Below are 21,589 nucleotides of genomic sequence, written 5' to 3'. Positions count from 1 at the left end.
AGATGCGATGCCACAGGAAATCACCACACCACCCATTGATACTTCGTCTGTTGTTGAGGCTGACTTAGAATGGCAGCCTCCTATGCCACCAACCGATTTAGTTTTTGACGATGGAGAGCCTTTGGAAAGCAATCGCCACCGCATCGAGATGAATCTGTTGATTCGTTCCCTCAAACACCATTGGGCAGACCGCAACGACTTTTTTGTTGGCGGGAATATGTTTATTTATTACAGCATCAAACAAGTCCGCAATCGAGATTTTCGCGGCCCCGATTTTTTTGTCGTGCTTGATGTTGAACATAACCCCAATCGACTCGGTTGGGTTGTCTGGGAAGAAGAAGGACGCTACCCGGATGTAATAGTTGAATTGCTGTATGATTCCACCGAAGCAGCAGATTTGGGGGAAAAGAAACGGCTATACGAACGAGTATTTAAGACCAGGGATTACTTTGTCTTCCATCCCTTCAAGTCAGAATCGTTACAAGGGTGGCATTGGGATAGCGATCGCGGCTATCAACCAATTGACCCGAATCCCCAAGGTTGGGTGTGGTGTCAGGGATTGGGGTTGTGGTTGGGAACTTGGGAAGGCCAGGTAGAAGATGATACAGCGATTTGGCTCAGGTTTTACGATCAAGCGGGCAATTTAGTATTGTTACCAGAGGCAGCTGAAAAACAACGTGCCGACTCGGAACAACAACGTGCCGACTCGGAACAACAACGTGCCGATCGCTTAGCTCAAAGGTTACGCGAGTTAGGAGAAGATCCAGATGCAATTTAGGATTGGTATCGATCCCCCCAACCCCCAATGCCTTGGGGGGCTAAAGACTTCATAGAAACCCGGTTTCTTTACGTCAGTCCTGATACAGATAACTATTACTCTCGTACTTCGCTGAGTGCTTGATTAATCACTTCATCGCTGACACCGTGACGTTTGAGGCTAGCAATCAATGCAGAAACAGTATCACCTTCCAATCGCTCAAGATCGGCTCGGAGTCCTTGTCCGATATAAGCACGAACTAACGGCTGATAACCAGAAAATCCCAGTAATGGCGCTACTCGCTTTAGATCCTCAATGACATCGTAAGGAATGCGAATCGTTATAGTTGTCATTGGACGATTTCGATCTAGTCGTTTTTTCAAAGATTCAGCTTTCATAGTATTCACGTTCCTGGCGCGTCGCTTTACGAGCCGAAATAATGCGAATCATGTCATCCTCACGTTCAATATGGACGACATACAAAAGATTCCATCGCCTATCTAAACCAATAATGGCATCTCGTGCTTCGTCATTGCGACTTGCATCAACAACCACTAAAAATGGATCGAAGAAGGCTTCTGCGGCTTGCTGAAATGTTACACCTTCATGTTTGATCGGATTGATCCGAGCCTTCTCCTCGTTCCAAACGAATGTGACACCATTAAGCACGAAATACACATCCATACCTCATAGTGTAGGTATAATGTATTTACATTGTCAATATATTTTCAACAAATGAGCTGCAATGACTGTATAAAAAGGTTGGGTTGACCATAGGAAACCCAACCTACCGCGACGCGCGATGACCGCACTAATCCGATGATTCGCTTGATTTTTATAGATCTATTTCTCGCCTAAAAAAGAAAAGTGGCAAGGCAAACGCAAATGCAACGAGGATGCCAATCAATATATACAACCATCCCAGCTTTATACCCACTCGTTTTGACTCAAGGTACATCCATGTAGAGCCTGCTACAGTCGCAATAAATAGGTCTAAGCTTACAGATTTTGCCGCAAGATTGGCTGAACTCTCGTTAACAAAGTCGAGCCAGCCAGCATTGGCAAAAAACTGGAAATTATAGTAACCCAAGTTGCTAGTTATAACTATCGTGGGTTGCACAGCAGAAGCTAATCGCCAGCTTGCTAATTGCTTATGGGAATATTTTTCGGTTCTATCATTAGCCATTAGCTATTAGCCATTAGCCTGTCTTGGGCCCTAAAAAGATAACTAGCAACAAGCGTTAGTACCAAGGCAATACAATTCCCAGAATCGCTAGGGTTAGATAAATGATTTTATTAACGCTCATACAATCTTGGGTTTCCTATGGTCAAAACAACCTACAATGAGGAGCGCGCACCACTTTCTCAACTCATTGTACAATCAGCAATTCATTCAGCTTATTCTTCAAATCCAACGATGCCATCAGCGGTCTATAAACCTCACCTTCATAGGGTTTCCAGACATATGCCGAACTGAAGCGTCGAAAAGCTGGGGGCGATCCCACTGCTTGCCAAACAGTTTCAGCTAAAACCAATCCCGGAACAGCCAAATTAGAAGATTCTTCGAGCAATTCACTGTAGGTTCTAAATTCATCTACTTCAACACCGACCAAGGCATAGCGAAAAGTTGGCGCAGACTGTAAACGTTGATAGAGCAAGATACCTAATTCCGTCATCAGATAAGCAGTTTCCGGTGTATCGACTCCAACTTTGCTGATGTTACTTGGACAAACTCGACACCACCAGTTCTCTTCTATATCCTGAAAAATCTCTGCGCTACATTGAGCCTGACTACCGTTTGAGATCGTCCAGGAAATGTTGTCAAAATGTTGAGAAAATTGTGCGGCGGCGGCTTGTTGGTCGCCACATTCAGCCGAGAGGCTAAATATCCATGCCATTTCTGTTCTCCGAGTCAAACTCTCTGCCAATCATTCTGGGTATTTGCCAGTGCTGCTTCGTATTTCTCTAACAACATTGTAGTTCTTGGCAGAATACTAACGTGGGTGGGACTGTCTTGGACGGCTTGGAGATATCCAGTAATTTTGCTGTCTTCAATTTGCCAGAGGGGATCTTTTCCCGTACCTCCAAATGTTGCAGGTCTGCGGCATGCTGGTAAACTTTCGATTGTTAACGAGGTTGACATTCCTTTAGTATTTCTAATGGCTACAGCTACAAGCTCGCCTGAAGGATTGGGTTCGGCTTCTGGTCGCAAATATCCCCGTTCATCCAAGCAATCTCTGGACATTTGCTCGACATCAATGTCAATACCGGGTCAGACTCCCAACAACCGAGCGCTACGCCCTACTTTGGGTTTACCGTTTTCCTCTGCCATGCCTCGATAGTAGAGTTTTGCCATCTACCACAATTAAATCAGCCAGATTGCCAGATTAATCATAATGCGATCAACTGATGCGTTGGCAATATAAATTGCGATCGCACTCCACCCCAGACGGCAAACACCCCCGATCTTATACGGTTCACCCCCAACCCCAACCGCGTTACTTTACCTACAGTAGTTGCAGTGGCAGCAATTAGCAGAACCTAAAAGGCTCTGGACATGCTACACCACCAACAAACCTAACCGTCCTCGGTTAGGTTCGGGAAACCCCCCTTCAACAGATACCGTACCGCCCTCACTATATAGATCAGTAAGCTTACCAAAATGGTATTGAAGCTAGACTTGCTGCTGATGTGGAAGACTAAGAATTCCTTGGTCAGCATCTGGTCAAAAGAGGGCCAAAGTTTTTGTAGCGACATAGAACCAGAATACTCTTATGGCAAAAGTAGTTGGAATTGACTTAGGTACGACAAACTCTTGCGTGGCAGTGATGGAAGGTGGCAAACCCACAGTAATTGCTAACGCAGAGGGTTTTCGCACCACGCCTTCGGTTGTGGCGTTTACCAAAAATGGCGATCGCTTGGTCGGTCAAATCGCCAAACGTCAATCGGTGATGAACCCGGAAAACACCTTCTATTCGGTGAAGCGGTTTATCGGGCGTAAATTCTCCGAAGTCACCCACGAAGCAACCGAAGTTTCTTACAAAGTCCTCAACGTCAACGGCAACGTCAAGCTTGACTGCCCTTCTCAAGGTAAGCAGTTTGCCCCAGAAGAAATTTCCGCCCAAGTGCTGCGGAAGCTGGTCGATGACGCCAGCAAATATCTGGGCGAACAAGTCACCCAAGCTGTTATTACCGTTCCTGCCTACTTCAACGACTCCCAACGTCAAGCCACCAAAGACGCTGGTAAAATTGCGGGCATTGAAGTTTTGCGGATCATCAACGAACCCACCGCAGCTTCTCTCGCTTACGGTTTAGACAAGAAGAGCAACGAAACCATCCTCGTATTCGACTTAGGTGGCGGTACTTTTGACGTATCGATTCTAGAAGTCGGCGACGGCGTGTTTGAAGTACTGGCAACCTCCGGCGATACCCACCTGGGCGGTGACGACTTCGACAAGAAAATCGTAGACTTTCTCGCCGAACAGTTCAAGAAAAACGAAGGCATCGAACTGCGGAAAGACAGACAAGCGCTGCAACGCCTCACCGAAGCTGCTGAAAAGGCCAAGATTGAACTGTCTAGCGTCACCCAAGCCGAAATTAACCTGCCCTTCATCACCGCAACTCAGGAAGGTCCCAAACACCTGGAAGTGCAGCTGACGCGGGCTAAATTTGAAGAACTTTGCTCGGATTTAATTGATCGTTGCCGCATTCCGGTAGAAAATGCCCTGCGCGACGCCAAGCTAAATAAAGAGCAAATCGATGAAGTCGTGTTGGTGGGTGGTTCGACTCGGATTCCCGCCGTGCAAGAATTGGTGGCGCGGGTTCTAGCCAAACAACCCAACCAAACCGTTAACCCGGATGAAGTAGTTGCCGTTGGTGCTGCGATTCAAGCAGGCGTCCTCGCGGGTGAAGTTAAAGACATCCTGTTGCTGGATGTAACTCCGCTGTCTTTGGGTGTGGAAACCTTGGGCGGCGTTATGACCAAGATTATCCCACGCAACACCACGATTCCTACCAAGAAGTCGGAAGTGTTCTCCACCGCCGTGGATGGTCAAACCAATGTGGAAATCCACATCCTCCAAGGCGAACGGGAAATGTCCAATGACAACAAGAGTCTGGGTACTTTCCGCTTAGATGGCATTCCTCCCGCACCCCGTGGCGTACCGCAAATTGAAGTTACCTTCGATATCGACGCCAACGGTATCCTGAACGTTACCGCCAAAGACAAAGGGACTGGTAAAGAACAATCAATCAGCATTACCGGCGCTTCTACCCTGCCCAAAGATGACGTTGAGCGCATGGTTAAAGAAGCCGAACGCAACGCTTCCGCAGACAAGGAACGTCGCGAAAAGATCGACCGCAAGAACCAAGCAGACTCTCTGGCATACCAAGCTGAGAAGCAGCTTAAAGAACTGGGAGATAAAGTCCCCGCAGCGGATAAAACCAAGGCTGAAGGTTTGATCAAAGACTTGAAGGAAGCCATTTCCAAGGATGACGACGAACGGATCAAGACCTTGATGCCGGAATTGCAACAAACCTTGTACAGCATTGGTAGCAATATCTATCAACAAGCTGGCGCAGGTGCTGCACCTGGTGGCGATGCTGGTACGGGTGGCACTGGTGCGACTGGTGCTTCTGGCGGCGATGATGTGATTGACGCCGAATTCTCTGAAACGAAATAGTCATTAGTTAATGGCTAATGGCTAATGGCTAATGGCTAGGAGTCATAACAAGGGTGGAGGGGAATGGGATCGCAATCCTCTCCTCTTTTTTTTGATCGCTTTAGTTGAAATGACATGATGTACGTTGAATTGCCGATAATAAAAAAACCTCACAGAGTCGTTGCGTAGGGACACGGCATCATAGATATCTCGGACAAACAGATAACGTTAATCGTGCCGTGTCCCGGCTGCTAATTATGGGTAATCTACCAGACATCATATGCAATATTAATGAGTTTAGCTAGCAGAATGGTTTCACCTTTTGGCAGATTATCTGCTCGATACCTTACGCTAAAAAGGGAAAAGGGTTAACAGGAGAATATTTCAATGGCATATCCACAAGCACCGTGGACGCTCAAAGGCTACGCGATTCAAACTTTACAATTAATCGATATTGACAGAGCGCGTCCTTTTATTCCAAAAGAATTAGACATTATTTCTGTATGGCCTGGAAAAACTCTAGGCGGGGTTTATGTATCCTCCTACGGATTAGGTTCTGTCCTGGAATACAACGAGTTAATTGTTGTTGCTGGTGTGGTGAACTATTCCGGCAAAATCGGTGGTTGGGTGTCCCATATTTATGTCGATAATTCCGATTCTGTAGCAGGCGGTCGAGAAATTTGGGGTCTACCAAAAGAATTGGCTGAGTTTATTTGGGTGAAGGGAGAGCAGTCTAACGTTACCATCCGCCAAGGAGATCGACAACTTTGCAGCCTCACTTACAGTCAGCCAAGTTTTGGGTTGCCGATACCGTTTAGCGGCCCGGTTTTGAGTAGTTTGGGTACAGATTTGCTGTTGTTTAAAGGTGAGGTTGAATCTCGTTTGGGGTTGATTAACAGCAAATTGATAGTCCCCGCAGAAAGTCCTTTTTCTAGTTTAAATTTAGGTCAACCTTGGCTATCTGTTTATGGCGACGATTTGCGTTTGGTAGCGGGTGCGCCGCAAGTCGTGGGAAATAGATCGGTTGAGTTTACCTAATGTAGGGTGCGTTAAGGTCGTGTAACGCACCACCAACACTAAAAAGCCTAACCGATTGTTTTTATCCCTCGGTGAAGCAAGAGTTTAGAATCCCCGTCCATTTATGGCGGGGAGAGGTCAAAGTTGCTGCAAAGTTTCTGTTAGCTTCTGACGGTCGAGATTTAGCTGTTGGCGCAGTCGATCGAGGTCATCCCACACGCTGTCAAGTTGCTCGCGTTGTCGGTCTAGCTTGTGGCTAAAATCTTCTTTTTGTTGTTTCAACTGTTGTTCTCGGTTTTGCAGCGCTAAACTGCGCCGATTCAGCATCTTTTTCTGTTCAGAATAAGACTGCTCCCACAGTTTTATGTCTTCTTCTAGGCGCTGTAACTTTTTCGGTAAATTGGCATAACTTTGCAAAATGCCAACTAAAGGACGTGCTGCTTCTTCAATTTGTTGGACTTGTTTGCTTTTGTTCAATTCAACTAGCACAAAAGCACCAGCTTTGTACTTATTAGCTGTCTCGTATAAAATTGTCTCTTCATCGGATACGGGACTCCAAATCTGTTCGCTTTCCTGATAAGCTAGCAGCTTGAGTTGTGTTTTAATGCCAAGCGTTCCTATTTTTTGGACTTCTGCAAGATACCGCATAATGGTATTCCTTAATCCAAAGCCTTGCTATCTTGGTCTTTCCTCAAGTAACGTCAGGAATTCTTGAACTTTGCCCATAGACTTGTTTCTGACCAAGCAGAAGGATCTGCATTGTAAATGGTAATCTGCGGACTAAGGTACGGGCGGGTTTGTGCAAGTGCTTTCACATATGTGTACGGTGCGATTACAAATGGGGGTGTGGGGTGTCACGATATGCCGGAGGCACGCACTCGCGTTCGCACCTCTGTTAAAAAAAATTATCATATTTACTGCCCAATTTATGGTAATTCATCCCCCGGGCAAATTGACATCTGGCTTTTCCTCAGATGCCATCATTTGGCGTAGAGAAAGGCATTGTCCCAAACGTAATCTACGATTGTTTTGGCATCGTCCAGGGATGGAACTTGACAAAATCCCTGGTTATCGTAAGTCAGGAGCGGTATTTCTGGCGTACTAGCTTCCGCTTCTCCTTCTTTGACAATTTTGCCGCGTATTGCTTCCAGATTGCGTAGCGGGCCATTGATATCGAAGTCAATTTTCGTCCCAAATTTTTCTGCCATCCATGCCTCAATTCGGTCATCCAATTGTTCCGGATTTAGAGGATTTTTGCTCGTCATTAGGTGATAATATACTAGGATAATTTCTTTGCATTCTTCCTCTTCTGCATCGTCAATTAAACAGCTAAAAACCCTAGCGTTATTAGCCAAATTTCTGAAAAACAGAGTGTCTGTTATCTCTTTTTGAAATTTGATTTTCTTATTCTTGTAATTGTTATATTGCCGGAACGCAAACCCGCCCAAGCCAACAATTAGCGACAAGAAAGCCACGAGTATGGGCATAATATTACGGACTTGCTCTTCGTTGATATATTTTACCAGGATCGACTGACCGAAAAAGACAAATAATATCACCCCTACAATCAGAAACAATTGAGGAATGACTCTGAGTAGGAGCGGAATACCAGCCCCAACCGCAGGAATGCCAAACAGGAGACGGTCTTTCCATGTCATGCTGAGCTTAATGTTGGGAAATAAAAACTCTAGGTCATATTTGGGGATGTTTTTGTAAAAGTAAATGTATATTTTACCAGGCTTAAAATTAAGTTTTTTAATCTGGATTTTTTTCGCCTCAAAATATCTGTAATTTTTGAATTTAAGCAACAATACTACCCGCTCAAATACCTGAATCGTCTTTTCTACATTTTTCCAGAGTTTTTTGCCGATTATTTTTTGTTTTCTGTCGCCTCGGTAGTAGCAAACGATTTGGTCAAAGTCTTCAAAATTAATCTGTGTTTTTAACTCAATTAATGACTTTTCCTGCAACGCCAATTGTAACTTTTTTTGGGTTAATGGTATATAATTAGCTTGGGTCAGTATATTCTCAAAAACAGTCAACAATTGGGCTGGCATCTTGGCCTTTTGGTCTGGTGTCAATTCATTTATAAATTTGGTATCTGCATCCGGGTTAAACGGAGCATAATTATCTTTTAAAAACTCCAATTTTTGATGCGAATTAAAATGGTAATAGGCCGACAATATTTTGCAGAAATTCCGGAACTTTGGCACATCTGCGGCTGCTAAATGACCGGATTCCACGCAAAGTTCGATCAGGTCGGATCGACGATAGGGAATGAACGCTTCGCGGTCTTGATAAACTGCCATAATATCAATGTTTTGGGTAGGCTGGGCGGAAAAATCGATTAATTAGGTGATACCATAAACTACGGTTCACAGCCAAGCCAATGAAGAAAGGTTACGAGGCGCGTTTTAAGACCGCCTCGTAACAACATGCTTGAGAATCCCCCTGCTTCAGATGGGGGAGTAGGTCAAAGACAAGGATGAGATGGCTATATCATCTGAAAGATTTGAACCCCCGAATGTTCTAGACTGAGAAAGCAAGCATCCCGTCGGGAAAAGGAAGAGAAGAAACGATGCGACTGTCTCAAATGTTATTCGTCACGCTGCGGGAAGACCCAGCAGAAGCAGAAATACCCAGTCATAAATTACTCCTGCGTGCAGGTTATATCCGTCGCATCGGTAGCGGTATTTATGCCTATCTGCCCCTGATGTGGCGGGTGCTGCAAAAGGTTTCCCAAATTGTCCGGGAAGAAATGAACGCCACAGGCGCGCAAGAGTGTCTCCTTCCCCAATTACAACCCGCCGAGTTGTGGAAAGAATCGGGTCGTTGGGATACTTATACTAAAGCTGAGGGTATTATGTTCGCCCTCGTAGACCGCCGCGAGACGGAATTGGGACTAGGTCCGACTCATGAAGAGGTAATTACAACTGTCGCTAAGGAGATGATTCGTTCCTATCGGCAATTGCCTTTGCACCTGTATCAAATTCAAACAAAATTCCGCGATGAAATTCGCCCTAGATTTGGCTTAATGCGGGGTCGCGAATTCATCATGAAGGATGGCTATTCGTTCCACGCCGATGAGGAAAGCCTGAAAAAAACTTATCAGGATATGCACCAGGCTTACAGCAATATGCTGCGGCGTTCTGGTTTAAAATTCCGCGCAGTTGAAGCTGATTCCGGGGCAATTGGCGGGTCTGGTTCCCAAGAATTTATGGTACTCGCAGATGCGGGAGAAGATGAGGTTCTCTACACCGAAGATGGCAAGTATGCCGCTAATGTAGAAAAGGCGGTTTCTTTGCCAGCGGATGCAGAACCTTCGCCGTTTAATAGTTATGAAAAACGGGAAACTCCGGGAACCGAAACGATAGAAAAACTCTGCCAATTCCTGAAATGTTCCCCGACTCAAGTTGTCAAGAATGTCCTCTACCAAGCTGTTTATGATAACGGGACTACGGTGCTGGTATTGGTCAGCATTCGCGGCGACCAAGAAGTTAATGATGTTAAGCTGCAAAATGAGTTAGTACGGCAAGCAGAGCGATACAATGCTAAAACGGTTTTAGCGCTGCAAGTACCCGATGCGGAAGCACAGCAAAAATGGGCGGCGAAGTCTTTACCTTTAGGCTATATTGCACCAGATATCCCAGACGATTATATTACCTCGGATCCCCCCCAACCCCCCAATGCCTTGGGGGGGCCAAGGGTGGAAGCCAAGTTTTTGCGTTTAGTTGATAAAACTGCGGTTGATTTAAAGAATTTCGTCACGGGTGCTAATGAGTCTGGCTATCACGTAGTGGGAGCGAATTGGGGAGAGCAATTTAAGTTAGCAGAAAGCATAGTAGATATACGGAAAGCTAGACCGGGCGATCGCGCGAACCACAACCCGGAACAAACCCTGCAAAGCGCCAGGGGAATCGAAGTCGGTCATATCTTCCAACTGGGGACAAAATACTCGAAAGCAATGGGGGCTACCTACACCAACGAACAAGGGGAAGAAATGCCTTTGGTGATGGGATGTTACGGGGTAGGCGTGTCGCGATTAGCACAATCGGCGGTGGAGCAATCTTACGACAAAGATGGGATAATTTGGCCTGTAGCGATCGCTCCCTACCACGCGATTATCTGCATTCCCAACGTATCCGACGCCCAACAAATAGAAGTCGGGGAGAAACTTTATACAGCATTAAATCAAGCGGGAGTTGACACGCTGCTGGATGACCGCAACGAGCGAGCGGGTGTAAAGTTTAAAGATGCCGACTTGATTGGCATACCTTACCGGATTGTCACCGGGCGATCGCTGCAATCGGGTAAAGTCGAAGTTGTCGAACGCGCTACCCACAAATCCCAAGAAATTCCCATCGATGAAGTAGTATCCACGCTCAAGCAGTGGATCGAGGCAGCGATATCCTAAAGTAGGGGCACAGCATTAGACAAACTTTTAATAAAAACCAAAAATCCTTCTACGCCGTGCCCCTACATCTGTGAAATTTATTCTTAACAATGGCTAATTGCCAAAAAACCAATAACAATTAACAATGAGCCATGAGCAATTAGCCATTAGCCATTCCCAATGGAAATCATTACCTATCTTTTATCTGCGGTATTTGGTCTGCTGTCTACGGCTGGGTTTTTCGTAGAGAGTATTGCTAGAAATACCATCCGTTCCCAGTTTGACAGAGTAGAACAATTACAAGTCCGAGTAGACAACGTTCCCAGCTACCAGTTGGTGCAAGGTAAACTAGAACGGGTGCGAATTGCTGGACGCGGATTGTGGCTCATCCCCGAAGCTCGCATCGCTGCTTTAGAATTAGAAACCGACCCCGTTGACGTTAATATACAGCGTCTGAGACAGCGGGGACAGTTGCCTACCGCAGCTTTACGCCAACCTTTGCAAGCTGGGGTGCGGTTAGTTTTAACCGCAGGGGATATCAACAAAGCTTTACAGACACCCAGAATCAAGGCGCTGTTGCAGAACCTGGTAACCCGCTATGCGGGTGCTTTTTTAAATCAAGGTTCGCAACGCTACACTTTCGTCAATCCCAGGGTAGAATTTTTGGCAAACAACCGCCTGCGGTTCCAGGTAGAGTTACAGCAGGAGGGCGAAACCCAAACCGATGCCGCCAATGGGAGGAAATTACCGATTAGACTTGAGTCTGGGATAGCTTTTGTATCGGGGCGGCGGTTGCAATTAATCGAGCCAAGTGCATCGATCGATAATAACGAGATACCTTCTTTTCTGCTTGGCCCGCTGAGCCAGAGTTTAACCGAACAGTTCGATCTCGGTCAATTGGAACAGTCCGGAATTACAGCAAGGCTTCTACAATTAAAGATAAATCCAGATCAACTGGAGATCGCGGCGTTTGTACGAGTTTTGCCCTCACCTTCGCTCCAGAAGGTCAACAACTAGCCGTTGCCAAACACATAGCTCTATTTCGGTCTCCTCACACCCAGTCTGCTTATTTGGAAGGAGAACCCCATCATGCAACAACAACTACTCTGTCGTATCCCTCGCAGCGTCATTGCGGGTGTCGTGACCCTGGCTTTAGTTACTGGTTGTGGAAGGGAAAACCAGACGGTAACAAATAATACTCTCACTCCGTCCCCTGTTGTCCAGCAAGAACAACAGCAGACGGCTCAAGTTTACTTAGTTGAAGCTCAGGATAATAAAATACACCTGGTTGGTCGTCCGGTAGCGTCAACCAAGACGGGAAACCAAAATCCAAAACAGTCTCTAGAAGCAGCGTTTAACCGCTTGTTATCGGGATCTACGGGTGCTGATGCGGGTGTTTCTTCCAGCATTCCCCAGGGAACCAAACTCCGCAGCTTGGCGGTTAAAAATGATACCGTATCCGTCGATTTGTCCCAAGAATTCACGAGGGGCGGCGGTACGGCTTCGATGCAAAGCCGCTTGGGACAGGTGATTTACACCGCAACCAGTTTAAACCCCAAAGCCAAAGTGTATATATCTGTCGAGGGGAAACCCTTGACAGAGTTAGGCGGTGAAGGTTTAACCATCGACCAACCGATGACTCGCCAAAGTTTTGACGCGGATTTTCAGCTTTAGCGGTAATGGGTAATGGTTCAACTGATAAGTATAGACTCCAACCAATTACCAATTACCCATTACCCATTACCCAACTATTGTTTGCTGGCGAGGCTAAAATCGCGAAAGTGGCGGGCTTGTTGTTCGATGCGGGTAGCTAGGCGATCGCATACCAGGTTACACAGCTCAAAAATTAACTCATCCTCCACCTTGTAGAAGGCGGAGGTGCCTTCGCTGCGGCGGCTGAGGATACCTGCCTGCAACATCACTTTTAAGTGCTTGGAAACGTTAGCCTGACTCGTTTGCGTCGCATCTACTAGCTCTTGCACGCATTTCTCGCCATTGCGAAGTAAGTTTAACAGCCGAAGGCGCATTGGTTCGCTCAAAATGCTGAAGTACTCAGCCACTTGTTGCACAACTTCTTGCGGTACAGGTTGCGCTTGTCTCATTGAATTTATCAAAAAGGACCGATCCCCAAAAATTTTACCAAGAGAAGCGGGAGGTTGAAAGCCCCGTCTTGTTAAAGCGGGGATAAAAAAGGACAGGAGCGGTTTTAACCGCATTCATATTTTACCTATCTGGGTAAGAATTATGCTAAGATCGTAATATGAATCAAGTTACTATCACGCTAAAACTTAAATTTGTTGACCTCAATCAAGCCAAAGCAGGTATGTTTGGCGAGATGACCGAGGAAAACACCCGTTTGGCAAATTGGTTGTTAACCATCCCTCTCCCCCAAAGACGGAAGTTAACCACAGCGGGGATAGAAACTTCACTCATGTCTGCCCTCGCCAATCAAACAATTCGGCATACCACTTCTGGGGTTGGGAAAAAAATTAAACAGTACAAATGCTTGCCTCCAGAAATAAATAAACAGAACTGGAAAATTCACAAATTTGGGGAAACTTATAGCTTGAGTTTCCCAACAATTAAGGGGATAAAACGAGTTCCTGTAATGGTGGCGTCAACCCACTGGCAGGCTATACTAGATAGGCTGCTAAATCCTGATACTTTCCTTGATAAAGGTTCGGCTAAAATCATCTGTCATCGCCGGAAATGGTATGCCTACATCTCTGTCACCTTGGAAGTTCCTTCAGTGCAGACGATTAACAGAATTGGATGCGACAGGGGGCAAAACAATATAGCAGTGGTAGCACCAGGATCGGGGTTCGGAAAGTTCTTTAAGGGCAAGGAAGTTAAACATCGTCGTCGCCATTTCCAAAAACGCCGTCAATCCTTGCAGTCAGCCAAGAAATTTCGAGCCTTAAAGAAGTGGAATAAGCGGGAACGCAGGTGGATGGAAGCCGTTAACCACACTATCAGTAGAAGAATTGTTCGATTTGCAGAATACCTGAATGCTGATGTAGTGGTTGAAGACTTAGAAGGGTGTCGCTCCTCGATGAAGCAGAGCCAAAAAAATCGTTCTGATAGTGGTGAATCAAGGCATTCTTGGGCGTACTATTCTTTGGAACAAAAGCTTGATTATAAGTTAGCTTTGAAAGGATTGAAACTTATTAAGCGTCCGGCTCCCTATACCAGTAAATCTTGCTCTACTTGCGGCACTATTGGCACCAGGAAAGGACATCATTTTAATTGCCCTAACCGTCACTACCACAACGCTGATTTAAATGCTGCGAGAAACCTAGCACAATGGGATGGTTTCTCATGTCAGCTAGACCTAAAGAAGGATGGTGCTGTAATGGCTTCATCCGGTCTAGTTGATGGGGTGCTTGGCACACCCCCAAACTTGATGAAGGGTTCCTCTCCCAGGGAGAGGAATCTGTAGATGCAAGAATCTGCGTACCTTCAGGTCGCCGAGTGTCAACAGTTCCTTTTCTATAGCAATAGAGTAATGTTCAGTCTGGATTAATCCGCAGCAAAATTTGGTCGAATTCCACGGGATTGCCGTTGGAAACGAGGATCTCCATTACCTGTCCTGAGACTTCGGCTTCAATTTCGTTCATCAGCTTCATCGCTTCGATGATACAAATCGTTTGCCCAACGCGGATGCGATCGCCCACTTCCACAAACGGCGGTTCGTTGGGAGCGGGGGCGCGGTAAAATGTCCCCACCATCGGGGACTTAATTGCCACCCATTTCGACTCAGCTTGTGGCGGCGATCCCGGTGGAGCAGAAGCAAAACTGCCTACCGCGCCAGCAGCAGCCGTTGTAGGGCGCACTGGCGGGTCAGGGAGCATCGCGCGACTCTCCTGGTCGAAAGCTAAAGCTTGGGGTGATAAGCGTTCGGGTGGGCGATCGCTCAATGAGCTACCCTTACGCACTGTCAATTCAAAGTCCGCGCTTTTGAGTGTCAGTTCGGTAATCTCGGTTTGATTTAAAACCGCCAGGAGTTCGCGGAGTGCATTCAAGTCCAATTCCACAATAAGTCTGACCCCGTTAAATTCGTTTTGAAGGTAATTGGTAACAGGTAATGGGTAATTGGTAAGTGGTAATTGTTTTTTCCATTACCCATTACCCTCGTTCCCACGGATCTGCCTGGGAACGACATTCCCCAATCTCAAATCTAAAATCTCACCTCTAAAATTTACTCGCGACCTAGATATTTATCTTCGCGGGTATCAATGCGGATGCGCTCGCCTATAGAAATAAACAGGGGAACCATCACTTGCGCGCCCGTTTCGACAATAGCGGGTTTGCTACCGCCGGTGGCGGTGTCGCCCTTGACACCAGGATCGGTTTGAACTATTTCCAATACAACCGAGTTGGGCAGTTCTACTTCCATCACTTGGGTGTTCCAGCGGATGACGTTCACCTCCATGCCTTCTTTGAGGTACTTGACGCGATCGCCAATCTGTTTAGCAGAAAGTCTCGCTTCTTCATAGGTTTCCATATCCATAAAGACGTAATCATCGCCGTCTTTATAGGTATGCTGCATCGTACTCTTTTCTAGATTGGCTTGGGGCACCGTTTCACCAGCGCGGAAGGTTTGTTCTACCACGTTGCCAGTTTGGACGTTTTTCAGCTTGGTTCGCACAAAAGCAGAACCCTTACCTGGTTTGACGTGGAGGAATTCTACGACCCGCCAAACGCCATTATTCCATTCAATTGATACGCCGGGTCGAAAATCGTTACTCGAAATCATGAACCTTGTTTCCCACAGGCAGAACGATCGGCTTAATGATTGTACCGCTCTTAGGGATCAAACAGGGGCAAAAGGGGCAGGGGGGCTATGGTGATGGGGAGATGAGGGAGACAAGGGAGACAAGGGAGATGATTGAAGTAGAAGTAATTTCTTCCCCATCTTCCCTATCTCGATCGTCTTCATCACCTGCATCACCTTCCCCATCTTCCCCATCTTCCCCATTTTCCCTATCTTCATTTCCCGCGTCAGAGTGTCCCCGCCAAGCGAGCGTCCTCCCCTCTATGGCAAGATGTAAGATTGTGTGTACTTAAAACTTTATTTATGCCTCGTTCTAGTCTTCCATTCTTTGAGCTTGCCAAACGCTGGCTCTTAACCGGCATCGCGATGCTGCTGCTGGTAACGCTCTCTTTGGGGCTTTCTGCTGCCTACCGCCAGAGCCGTTTACCTGTGGGAAATCCTATCACCGATGGTAGAGCGCTATTGCGGTATGCCCTACCAATTGACAATCAGCCGGTGCGAGACTTGCAATCGAGTTTGGAAGACATTGCCAACCAACTGCGCGCTAATCGCCGTTGGAGTGCTATTTCTAGCGATATTAGCAAAGCGGGTTCGATTCTCTCCCGTCCTGAGAAATTGCTAGCCAGCATCCCTGAAGAACGCCAAGCAAAAGCTGAGGCTTTGATCGAGGAACTGAAAGGGCAATTAACCGCCCTCTCCAACGCTAAGGAAGCCAAGGATAAAAACCAAATTTCTGTTGAGCGTTCCAAGGCGCTGAATTTAGTCGGGGATCTAGAAGATTTGATGGTGCAGAAATTCCCCTATGAAGTTCCCGCCGAATATAGTAATTTGCCTCAGCTTAAAGGTCGCGCCACCATCGAAATGACAACCAATAAAGGCTCTATTACCTTAATTGTGGATGGCTTTAGCGCCCCCGTGACTGCTGGGAATTTTGTAGATTTAGTTGAGCGCGGTTTTTACGACGGGATGAAGTTTATTCGCGCTGAAGAATCTTACGTGCTGCAAGCTGGAGATCCACCCGGCCCGGATCAAGGTTTTATCGATCCAGCTACTGGCAAATACCGCGCCATTCCCCTAGAAATTCTGGTTAAAGGCGACCGGGCACCGACTTATGGTATTACCCTAGAAGATGCCGGACGCTTCCGCGAACAGCCGGTTTTACCCTTTTCTGCCTATGGTGCTGTCGCAATGGCGCGTCCCGAATTCGCTCCAGATGGGGGATCGTCTCAGTTTTTCTTTTTCCTATTTGAACCCGAACTCACTCCCGCCGGACTCAACTTGCTCGATGGTCGCTATTCAGTGTTTGGCTACGTGACGGAAGGGAAGGAAGTGTTGGAAAAGCTGCGGGCAGGCGATACGATCGAATCGGCTAAGGTAGTTCGAGGGGCAGAAAATCTGGTTCAGCCTCAAGCTGCTTAAATTAAGCCCTAGGGCAATATCTGCCCAAAATTTCGCTCTCAGGCTATTGTCTGGGAGCGATATCGTAAAATATTGCAAAATATAAATTAGCCTAGATTTTTACCTGACATGGCGATTGTTGAGTTTATATTAATCCTCGCGCTTGCTGGAACGGCTGGCTTATTTATAATTAAGGCAACTGGCGATCAGCAGAAGCAACGGCGACTAGAAGTAGCTTTCTATGAGTTGTTAAAAGAGCAAGATAGTTGTATTTCCCTGATCCAGCTAGCTGCGGCTGCAACTGTTGATTCCCAGTTGGCTAAGCAGTACCTGGATCTACAGGTTAAGACTTTTGGTGCAATTCTGGAATTCGATCGCGATGGCGAACCTTTTTATCGCTTTCCTAAATTGCGTTTACCTCCGTCTTTGGCAAAAGGAGATTGGTGATTAATAATTTCAGATTTCAGATTTGAGATGGCAGATTTTAGATTTGATTCGCCCACAATTAGCGCTGAAATAAATTTCGCAGGGTTGTTAGTAGTAGGGTGCGTTAGCCAGCAGAGTACGGCACCGCCACCACCATTAAAATGCTCAATCAAATCGGGGTTTTCAGTTCAGTTCGTAGTAAGGACGAACGTCCTTGGTTATTAGGCTTTGAGAAACTAAAGTCCCTACTACAAACAGTTTATGAAAATTAGGGATGTTGGGGAACAAGGGTTATTGCAACGATTGCAGCGGTTTTGTCCCGCTGAAATAGTGGGTGATGATGCGGCTGTTCTGCCGTTGCAGCCTGGGTACGAGCTTGTTGTTACTACCGATATGTTAGTCGATGGGGTGCATTTTAGCGATCGCACCACCTCTCCCCAAGATACAGGCTGGCGTGCGGCTGCTGCTAATTTATCCGATTTAGCCGCTATGGGCGCATCTCCTCTGGGAATTACCGTAGGTTTGGCTGTGACGGGGGATACAGAGGTGAGTTGGGTGGAGCAGGTTTATGAGGGGATGAGCGAATGTTTGGGACAATACAATACCCCGATTGTGGGGGGAGATGTGGTGCGATCGCCCGTTGTCACCCTCTCCATCACTGCGTTTGGCGAAGTTACCCCCAATCGGATTATCCGCCGCAGTGCCGCACAACCGGGCTATGCAATTGTAGTTACAGGCGTTCACGGTTCGTCCCGCGCCGGATTAGAATTATTGTTGCACCCAGAATTAGGACAAAATCTTAAAGAGAGCGATAAAAAAGCATTAATTAAAGCTCATCAACGCCCCAAACCCAGATTAGATGTTTTACCCATTTTGTGGGACATTCTAGACAATTACCAATGCCCTATTACCAATTCCCAATTACCCATTGCTGGAATGGATAGCAGCGATGGATTAGCGGATGCAATTGTGCAGATTTGTCGGGCGAGTGGAGTGGGGGCGGTGGTTACGCGAACGCATATTCCCCTCTCCGATAGTTTACTCAATTTTGTCTCAGCAGAACAAGCATTAAATTGGGCATTATACGGCGGCGAAGACTTTGAATTAGTTTTGTGTCTTCCGCTCGAATTTGCTCAGATATTGGTCAATAAATTAGATAAAAAAGCCGCCATTGTTGGAACAATTAAAACTGAATCGGAAGTGCTGTTAGTTGATGCTAGAGGCGATTATCCTGATAAAATTATTAGCCTTAACCAAGGATTTCAGCATTTTTGAACCGATATTCTACTATTTCTAATTCGCTTTGTTACATTCCTTATCACAGAGCCTAATTATTAATTTTTATTAATGGGTATTGACTAGCGAAAAATTGCTACTTACAATCCTTTCACTTACTAAGGTTTTTAATTTACAGTTGATACAGGAGCAGATTATGGATGGGTTTGAAACGCTCACCCAACGGGGAACTATTGGGAATTTTGGCATAGGTGAAAACGATCGAGAAATATTATCTTTTGAGCCGCTTTCGCTGCATATGGAACAAAAGCGGCTCGGCTTTTCTACGCCTCGAACGAGTATCGATAGTAGTTTGCACTTAAAGCAGTATCGGGAAGCAGCAGCATTTAGCGATCGCTATCAATTCGAGCATTCTTGGGAAAACTGGCAGAGTGATAGCAACGATCCTGTAACTGGCATTGTGGAAGGTGAGATGCCTACTCTACAAGCAGCGCTGCAAACTGCTGAGAATTTGCTCAAAACATTTGCGAACGAGCCAGATTTGATTGCTAATATGCAAATAGCATTTGGCGACAGTTTAGATGGCAATAAAACTGCATTTTTAGCAGAATCGTGGAGAAATGGAGACTTGGGAATATTGCCGGGGATTGAGGTGCGATCGCAATTTGATCTCGCGGGAGCCAATGGTGCTTTTGCCGCTGCTACAAACACGATTTATTTAGCGCAAGAATTTGTCGAGAAGAATAACGGGAATGTGAAAGCTGTTGCATCTGTTTTCCTCGAAGAATACGGTCATTATATAGATTCGCAGATTAATACAACTGATGCTGCTGGAGATGAAGGCGAAATTTTTTCCGATCTGATTCAAGGGAAACAATTGACTCTGCCTGAACTATCGCAATTACAGACAGAGGATGATTCAGTTGTCCTCGTTTTGGATGGGAGAGTGGTAGCGATTGAGCAGGCTGAAATGACCACTCAAAAAGATACGCTTGATTTTTTTGCTGGAAAAATTGTAAATTGGGGCGGTATTGGCTCTAACAGAATACAAACAGACTTATTTAAACCGATACTAATAAACCCCCAAGGGGGAATCGTTGATAATCTTTTCGTTAAATTTGATTGGGACTTACAGTCTGAATTAAAAGGTTCTGTCTTTGTAACGCCAGGAAATTATGGAGAAGCTAACTTTAAGTATCCGATTGATCTAACCGTAGAATTACCAAAAGACATTGATTTAGGGGAAACTTTTTCCATAATACCAGGAGTAGGTGTAAAAACTTCAGAAGCAAATTTTACGGAAAAAACTAAAGGATTTGAGTTGCCTAATGCCGGATTTGAGCTAGAGGCTAATCTAAACAAAGTTACGTTTAAAGATGTTACTATAAAAAATCCTTTTGGTTCTGATTTTAAGCCTGATATAGGAATAGAAAGCAGCGGGGGGCAAGCCAAGCTGAGTTTTGATGTGATTAAATATCCATCAGGTAAGTTTGACTTTCCTGATGGAACAGGTTCAATTAGTGCTTCAACACCTAAAATTAAGGACGGAGAAATAAAACCCAAAACTCCTCGTGACAGTAGCGATCCGCTTCTACCAGATATTGCTGCTTCTGGTAGATCAGACAGTTTTGTAAAGTTAGAAGGAGATTTAGACAGAATATTTGCTCTTTCTTTTCCTGCGTTGAGAGTGCTAGGTAATGAAGTAGAAGCTTCTCTGCCGCAAGAAAGAATTAGTGCAAAATTAAGCTACGATCTTTTAGACATTAAGGCTAATATAGGATTGGGTCTTCAGCAAGACTTTACGTTCGATCCTGACAGGGTGGAAGTCACAATGTCAGTAGATGGACAATCTGAGCAAAAGGGAGCTTTAGGCGACCCAAATAATAAATTTGAATTTAAAGCTCCTTCTGAAGGTTCCGGAACTGTAAAAGTAAAAGCAAAGTATGAGCTTTTCGGCAATGTAAAAAATAACATTGGCCCTGTGATTCAAGGTGGAATTGATGTTAGCGCTCTTCAAGCAGGAGCAAGTTTTGAAATTGGAAAATTATCCGGTAGTTCACAATTTGGCCCCCTCTTATCATTGAAGATACCAGAAGATGGTTTTGCTACCGACCCATTACCCTTAATAGGTAGCCCTCCTACAAAACCTAGCGATCCCGATCCAAAATTAAAAATTTTGAAAACAATTAACACTAAGGAAATAGAGGGGGCAGAACAAGATGATAAAAATCCAGATCAAAATGCTCCTAAGAACCTAATAGTAGAAATTGAGTACGAAATTCCCTACAACCTGCCATTTTCAATCTCAGATGCGCGTGCAACAGAAGGAAACAATCTAGTATTCACAGTATCGCGTCGCGAACCATCAAATGAAGCAGTCAACTTGATAGTTGAGTATGAAAAGGGAACGGCAACGGCAGGTGAAGACTATTTCCCTGGTCAAAGGACAGTAACAATCCCAGCAGGACAAATCAGCGCTGATATTACTGTGCCAACAACCGGAGATACACAGAATGAGGGAACTGAAACCTTTACTGTTAAGCTCAAGAAACAAGACGGTTCCAGCTTTGCTACCAAAGATACCGTTACTACAATTGATGCCACAGGCATAATTATTGACGATGACGAAAAACCCAAAAAACCCGATGATGGCGGTTCTACCTACAACGACCCCCGTATAGTAACTATTGACAAACAATATCACGACTTCCAAGCGGTGGGTGAATTTACTTTAGTTGAATCAACCAGCGGCGACCTCAAAATTCAGGTGCGACAAGAACCAATCGGTAGCGATCGCTTGGGTAGTGTAGCTGAAAACACAGCGGTAGCAACCGTTTTGGGTGGAAAACGCATTGGTATTTACAGAGATCGAGGACTTTTAATTGATGGCATTCCCACTAATATTGCTAATAATGATTCTCTGATTA

20 protein-coding genes and 1 pseudogene are annotated in these 21,589 nt (G+C 45.7%); 11 read left to right on the top strand and 10 right to left on the bottom strand.

Annotated elements, in window-relative coordinates; all coding sequences use genetic code 11:
- Positions 1–7: 7 nt before the first annotated feature.
- Positions 8–778, top strand: coding sequence for a Uma2 family endonuclease (locus MiSe_RS10280; protein ID WP_226578406.1), 771 nt, complete (start codon positions 8–10; stop codon positions 776–778).
- A gap of 95 nt (positions 779–873) precedes the next feature.
- On the opposite strand, the gene MiSe_RS10275 is transcribed toward MiSe_RS10280, so the two are convergent.
- The 5 genes and pseudogenes from MiSe_RS10275 to MiSe_RS10255 all read right to left on the bottom strand — a co-directional run bounded on the left by MiSe_RS10275 (position 874) and on the right by MiSe_RS10255 (position 3,113).
- Positions 874–1,155 carry a hypothetical protein gene (locus MiSe_RS10275; protein WP_226578403.1) on the bottom strand — a complete coding sequence of 94 codons (282 nt, stop codon included), beginning with the start codon at positions 1,153–1,155 and terminating at the stop codon, positions 874–876.
- Entirely contained in the window at positions 1,145–1,441 is a 297-nt protein-coding gene (locus MiSe_RS10270) for a BrnT family toxin (RefSeq protein ID WP_226578401.1), read from the bottom strand. The genes MiSe_RS10275 and MiSe_RS10270 overlap by 11 nt, the downstream gene beginning before the upstream one ends.
- Before the next feature lie 151 nt (positions 1,442–1,592).
- Complete coding sequence (locus MiSe_RS10265; RefSeq protein ID WP_226578398.1) at positions 1,593–1,943, bottom strand: DUF2834 domain-containing protein; 351 nt, start codon at positions 1,941–1,943, stop codon at positions 1,593–1,595.
- 184 nt (positions 1,944–2,127) lie between these two features.
- Positions 2,128–2,655, bottom strand: coding sequence for a hypothetical protein (locus MiSe_RS10260; RefSeq protein WP_226578395.1), 528 nt, complete (start codon positions 2,653–2,655; stop codon positions 2,128–2,130).
- A 14-nt stretch (positions 2,656–2,669) separates the two neighbouring features.
- Positions 2,670–3,113: pseudogene (locus tag MiSe_RS10255) on the bottom strand (Tse2 family ADP-ribosyltransferase toxin).
- Between the two features lie 418 nt (positions 3,114–3,531).
- On the opposite strand from MiSe_RS10255, the gene dnaK reads away from it, so the two are divergent.
- A complete protein-coding gene (gene dnaK, locus MiSe_RS10250) occupies positions 3,532–5,439 on the top strand; it encodes a molecular chaperone DnaK (RefSeq protein ID WP_226578389.1) in 1,908 nt (635 codons plus the stop codon).
- A gap of 366 nt (positions 5,440–5,805) precedes the next feature.
- Positions 5,806–6,456 (top strand): acetoacetate decarboxylase family protein, encoded by a 651-nt coding sequence (locus MiSe_RS10245; protein WP_226578386.1) that lies wholly within the window; start codon positions 5,806–5,808, stop codon positions 6,454–6,456.
- Positions 6,457–6,573: 117 nt separating this feature from the next.
- On the opposite strand, the gene MiSe_RS10240 is transcribed toward MiSe_RS10245, so the two are convergent.
- Together MiSe_RS10240 and MiSe_RS10235 are read right to left on the bottom strand one after the other, a co-directional pair.
- Positions 6,574–7,083 (bottom strand): HmpF-related protein, encoded by a 510-nt coding sequence (locus MiSe_RS10240; protein ID WP_226578383.1) that lies wholly within the window; start codon positions 7,081–7,083, stop codon positions 6,574–6,576.
- Between the two features lie 332 nt (positions 7,084–7,415).
- A complete protein-coding gene (locus MiSe_RS10235) occupies positions 7,416–8,744 on the bottom strand; it encodes a TMEM143 family protein (protein WP_226578380.1) in 1,329 nt (442 codons plus the stop codon).
- A 269-nt stretch (positions 8,745–9,013) separates the two neighbouring features.
- On the opposite strand from MiSe_RS10235, the gene proS reads away from it, so the two are divergent.
- The 3 genes from proS (at position 9,014) to MiSe_RS10220 (ending at position 12,502) form a co-directional block, all read left to right on the top strand.
- On the top strand, positions 9,014–10,849 hold the full coding sequence (gene proS, locus MiSe_RS10230; protein ID WP_226578377.1) for a proline--tRNA ligase: 1,836 nt from the start codon (positions 9,014–9,016) through the stop codon (positions 10,847–10,849).
- A gap of 159 nt (positions 10,850–11,008) precedes the next feature.
- Entirely contained in the window at positions 11,009–11,845 is an 837-nt protein-coding gene (locus MiSe_RS10225; RefSeq protein WP_226578373.1) for an LmeA family phospholipid-binding protein, read from the top strand.
- 72 nt (positions 11,846–11,917) lie between these two features.
- Positions 11,918–12,502 carry a GerMN domain-containing protein gene (locus MiSe_RS10220; protein ID WP_226578371.1) on the top strand — a complete coding sequence of 195 codons (585 nt, stop codon included), beginning with the start codon at positions 11,918–11,920 and terminating at the stop codon, positions 12,500–12,502.
- Between the two features lie 74 nt (positions 12,503–12,576).
- Here the strand turns inward: MiSe_RS10220 and MiSe_RS10215 are convergent, their stop codons facing one another.
- On the bottom strand, positions 12,577–12,930 hold the full coding sequence (locus MiSe_RS10215; RefSeq protein ID WP_226578369.1) for an ArsR/SmtB family transcription factor: 354 nt from the start codon (positions 12,928–12,930) through the stop codon (positions 12,577–12,579).
- 158 nt (positions 12,931–13,088) lie between these two features.
- Between MiSe_RS10215 and MiSe_RS10210 the strand changes: the two genes are divergently transcribed.
- Entirely contained in the window at positions 13,089–14,267 is a 1,179-nt protein-coding gene (locus tag MiSe_RS10210; RefSeq protein ID WP_226578367.1) for an RNA-guided endonuclease TnpB family protein, read from the top strand.
- A gap of 70 nt (positions 14,268–14,337) precedes the next feature.
- Here MiSe_RS10210 and accB read toward each other — a convergent pair whose 3' ends face one another.
- Together accB and efp are read right to left on the bottom strand one after the other, a co-directional pair.
- The gene (gene accB / locus MiSe_RS10205; RefSeq protein ID WP_226578365.1) at positions 14,338–14,862 is read right to left on the bottom strand and encodes an acetyl-CoA carboxylase biotin carboxyl carrier protein; all 525 of its coding nucleotides are present in this window, start codon (positions 14,860–14,862) and stop codon (positions 14,338–14,340) included.
- Positions 14,863–15,026: 164 nt separating this feature from the next.
- Positions 15,027–15,584 carry an elongation factor P gene (gene efp, locus MiSe_RS10200; RefSeq protein ID WP_226578363.1) on the bottom strand — a complete coding sequence of 186 codons (558 nt, stop codon included), beginning with the start codon at positions 15,582–15,584 and terminating at the stop codon, positions 15,027–15,029.
- Between the two features lie 321 nt (positions 15,585–15,905).
- Between efp and MiSe_RS10195 the strand changes: the two genes are divergently transcribed.
- The 4 genes from MiSe_RS10195 to MiSe_RS10180 all read left to right on the top strand — a co-directional run.
- Positions 15,906–17,021 (top strand): peptidylprolyl isomerase, encoded by a 1,116-nt coding sequence (locus tag MiSe_RS10195; RefSeq protein ID WP_226578359.1) that lies wholly within the window; start codon positions 15,906–15,908, stop codon positions 17,019–17,021.
- A gap of 108 nt (positions 17,022–17,129) precedes the next feature.
- Positions 17,130–17,447 carry a hypothetical protein gene (locus MiSe_RS10190; RefSeq protein WP_226578356.1) on the top strand — a complete coding sequence of 106 codons (318 nt, stop codon included), beginning with the start codon at positions 17,130–17,132 and terminating at the stop codon, positions 17,445–17,447.
- A gap of 240 nt (positions 17,448–17,687) precedes the next feature.
- Positions 17,688–18,701, top strand: coding sequence for a thiamine-phosphate kinase (thiL, locus tag MiSe_RS10185; protein ID WP_226578354.1), 1,014 nt, complete (start codon positions 17,688–17,690; stop codon positions 18,699–18,701).
- A 157-nt stretch (positions 18,702–18,858) separates the two neighbouring features.
- Positions 18,859–21,589: Calx-beta domain-containing protein (locus MiSe_RS10180; protein ID WP_307731324.1), on the top strand; the 2,731-nt coding region annotated here is incomplete at its 3' end.

The organism is Microseira wollei NIES-4236 (assembly GCF_020521235.1).
GTDB lineage: Bacteria > Cyanobacteriota > Cyanobacteriia > Cyanobacteriales > Aerosakkonemataceae > Microseira > Microseira wollei.
Note: the sequence above shows the minus strand (reverse complement) of the source record. Positions and strands in the feature narration are given on the sequence as shown.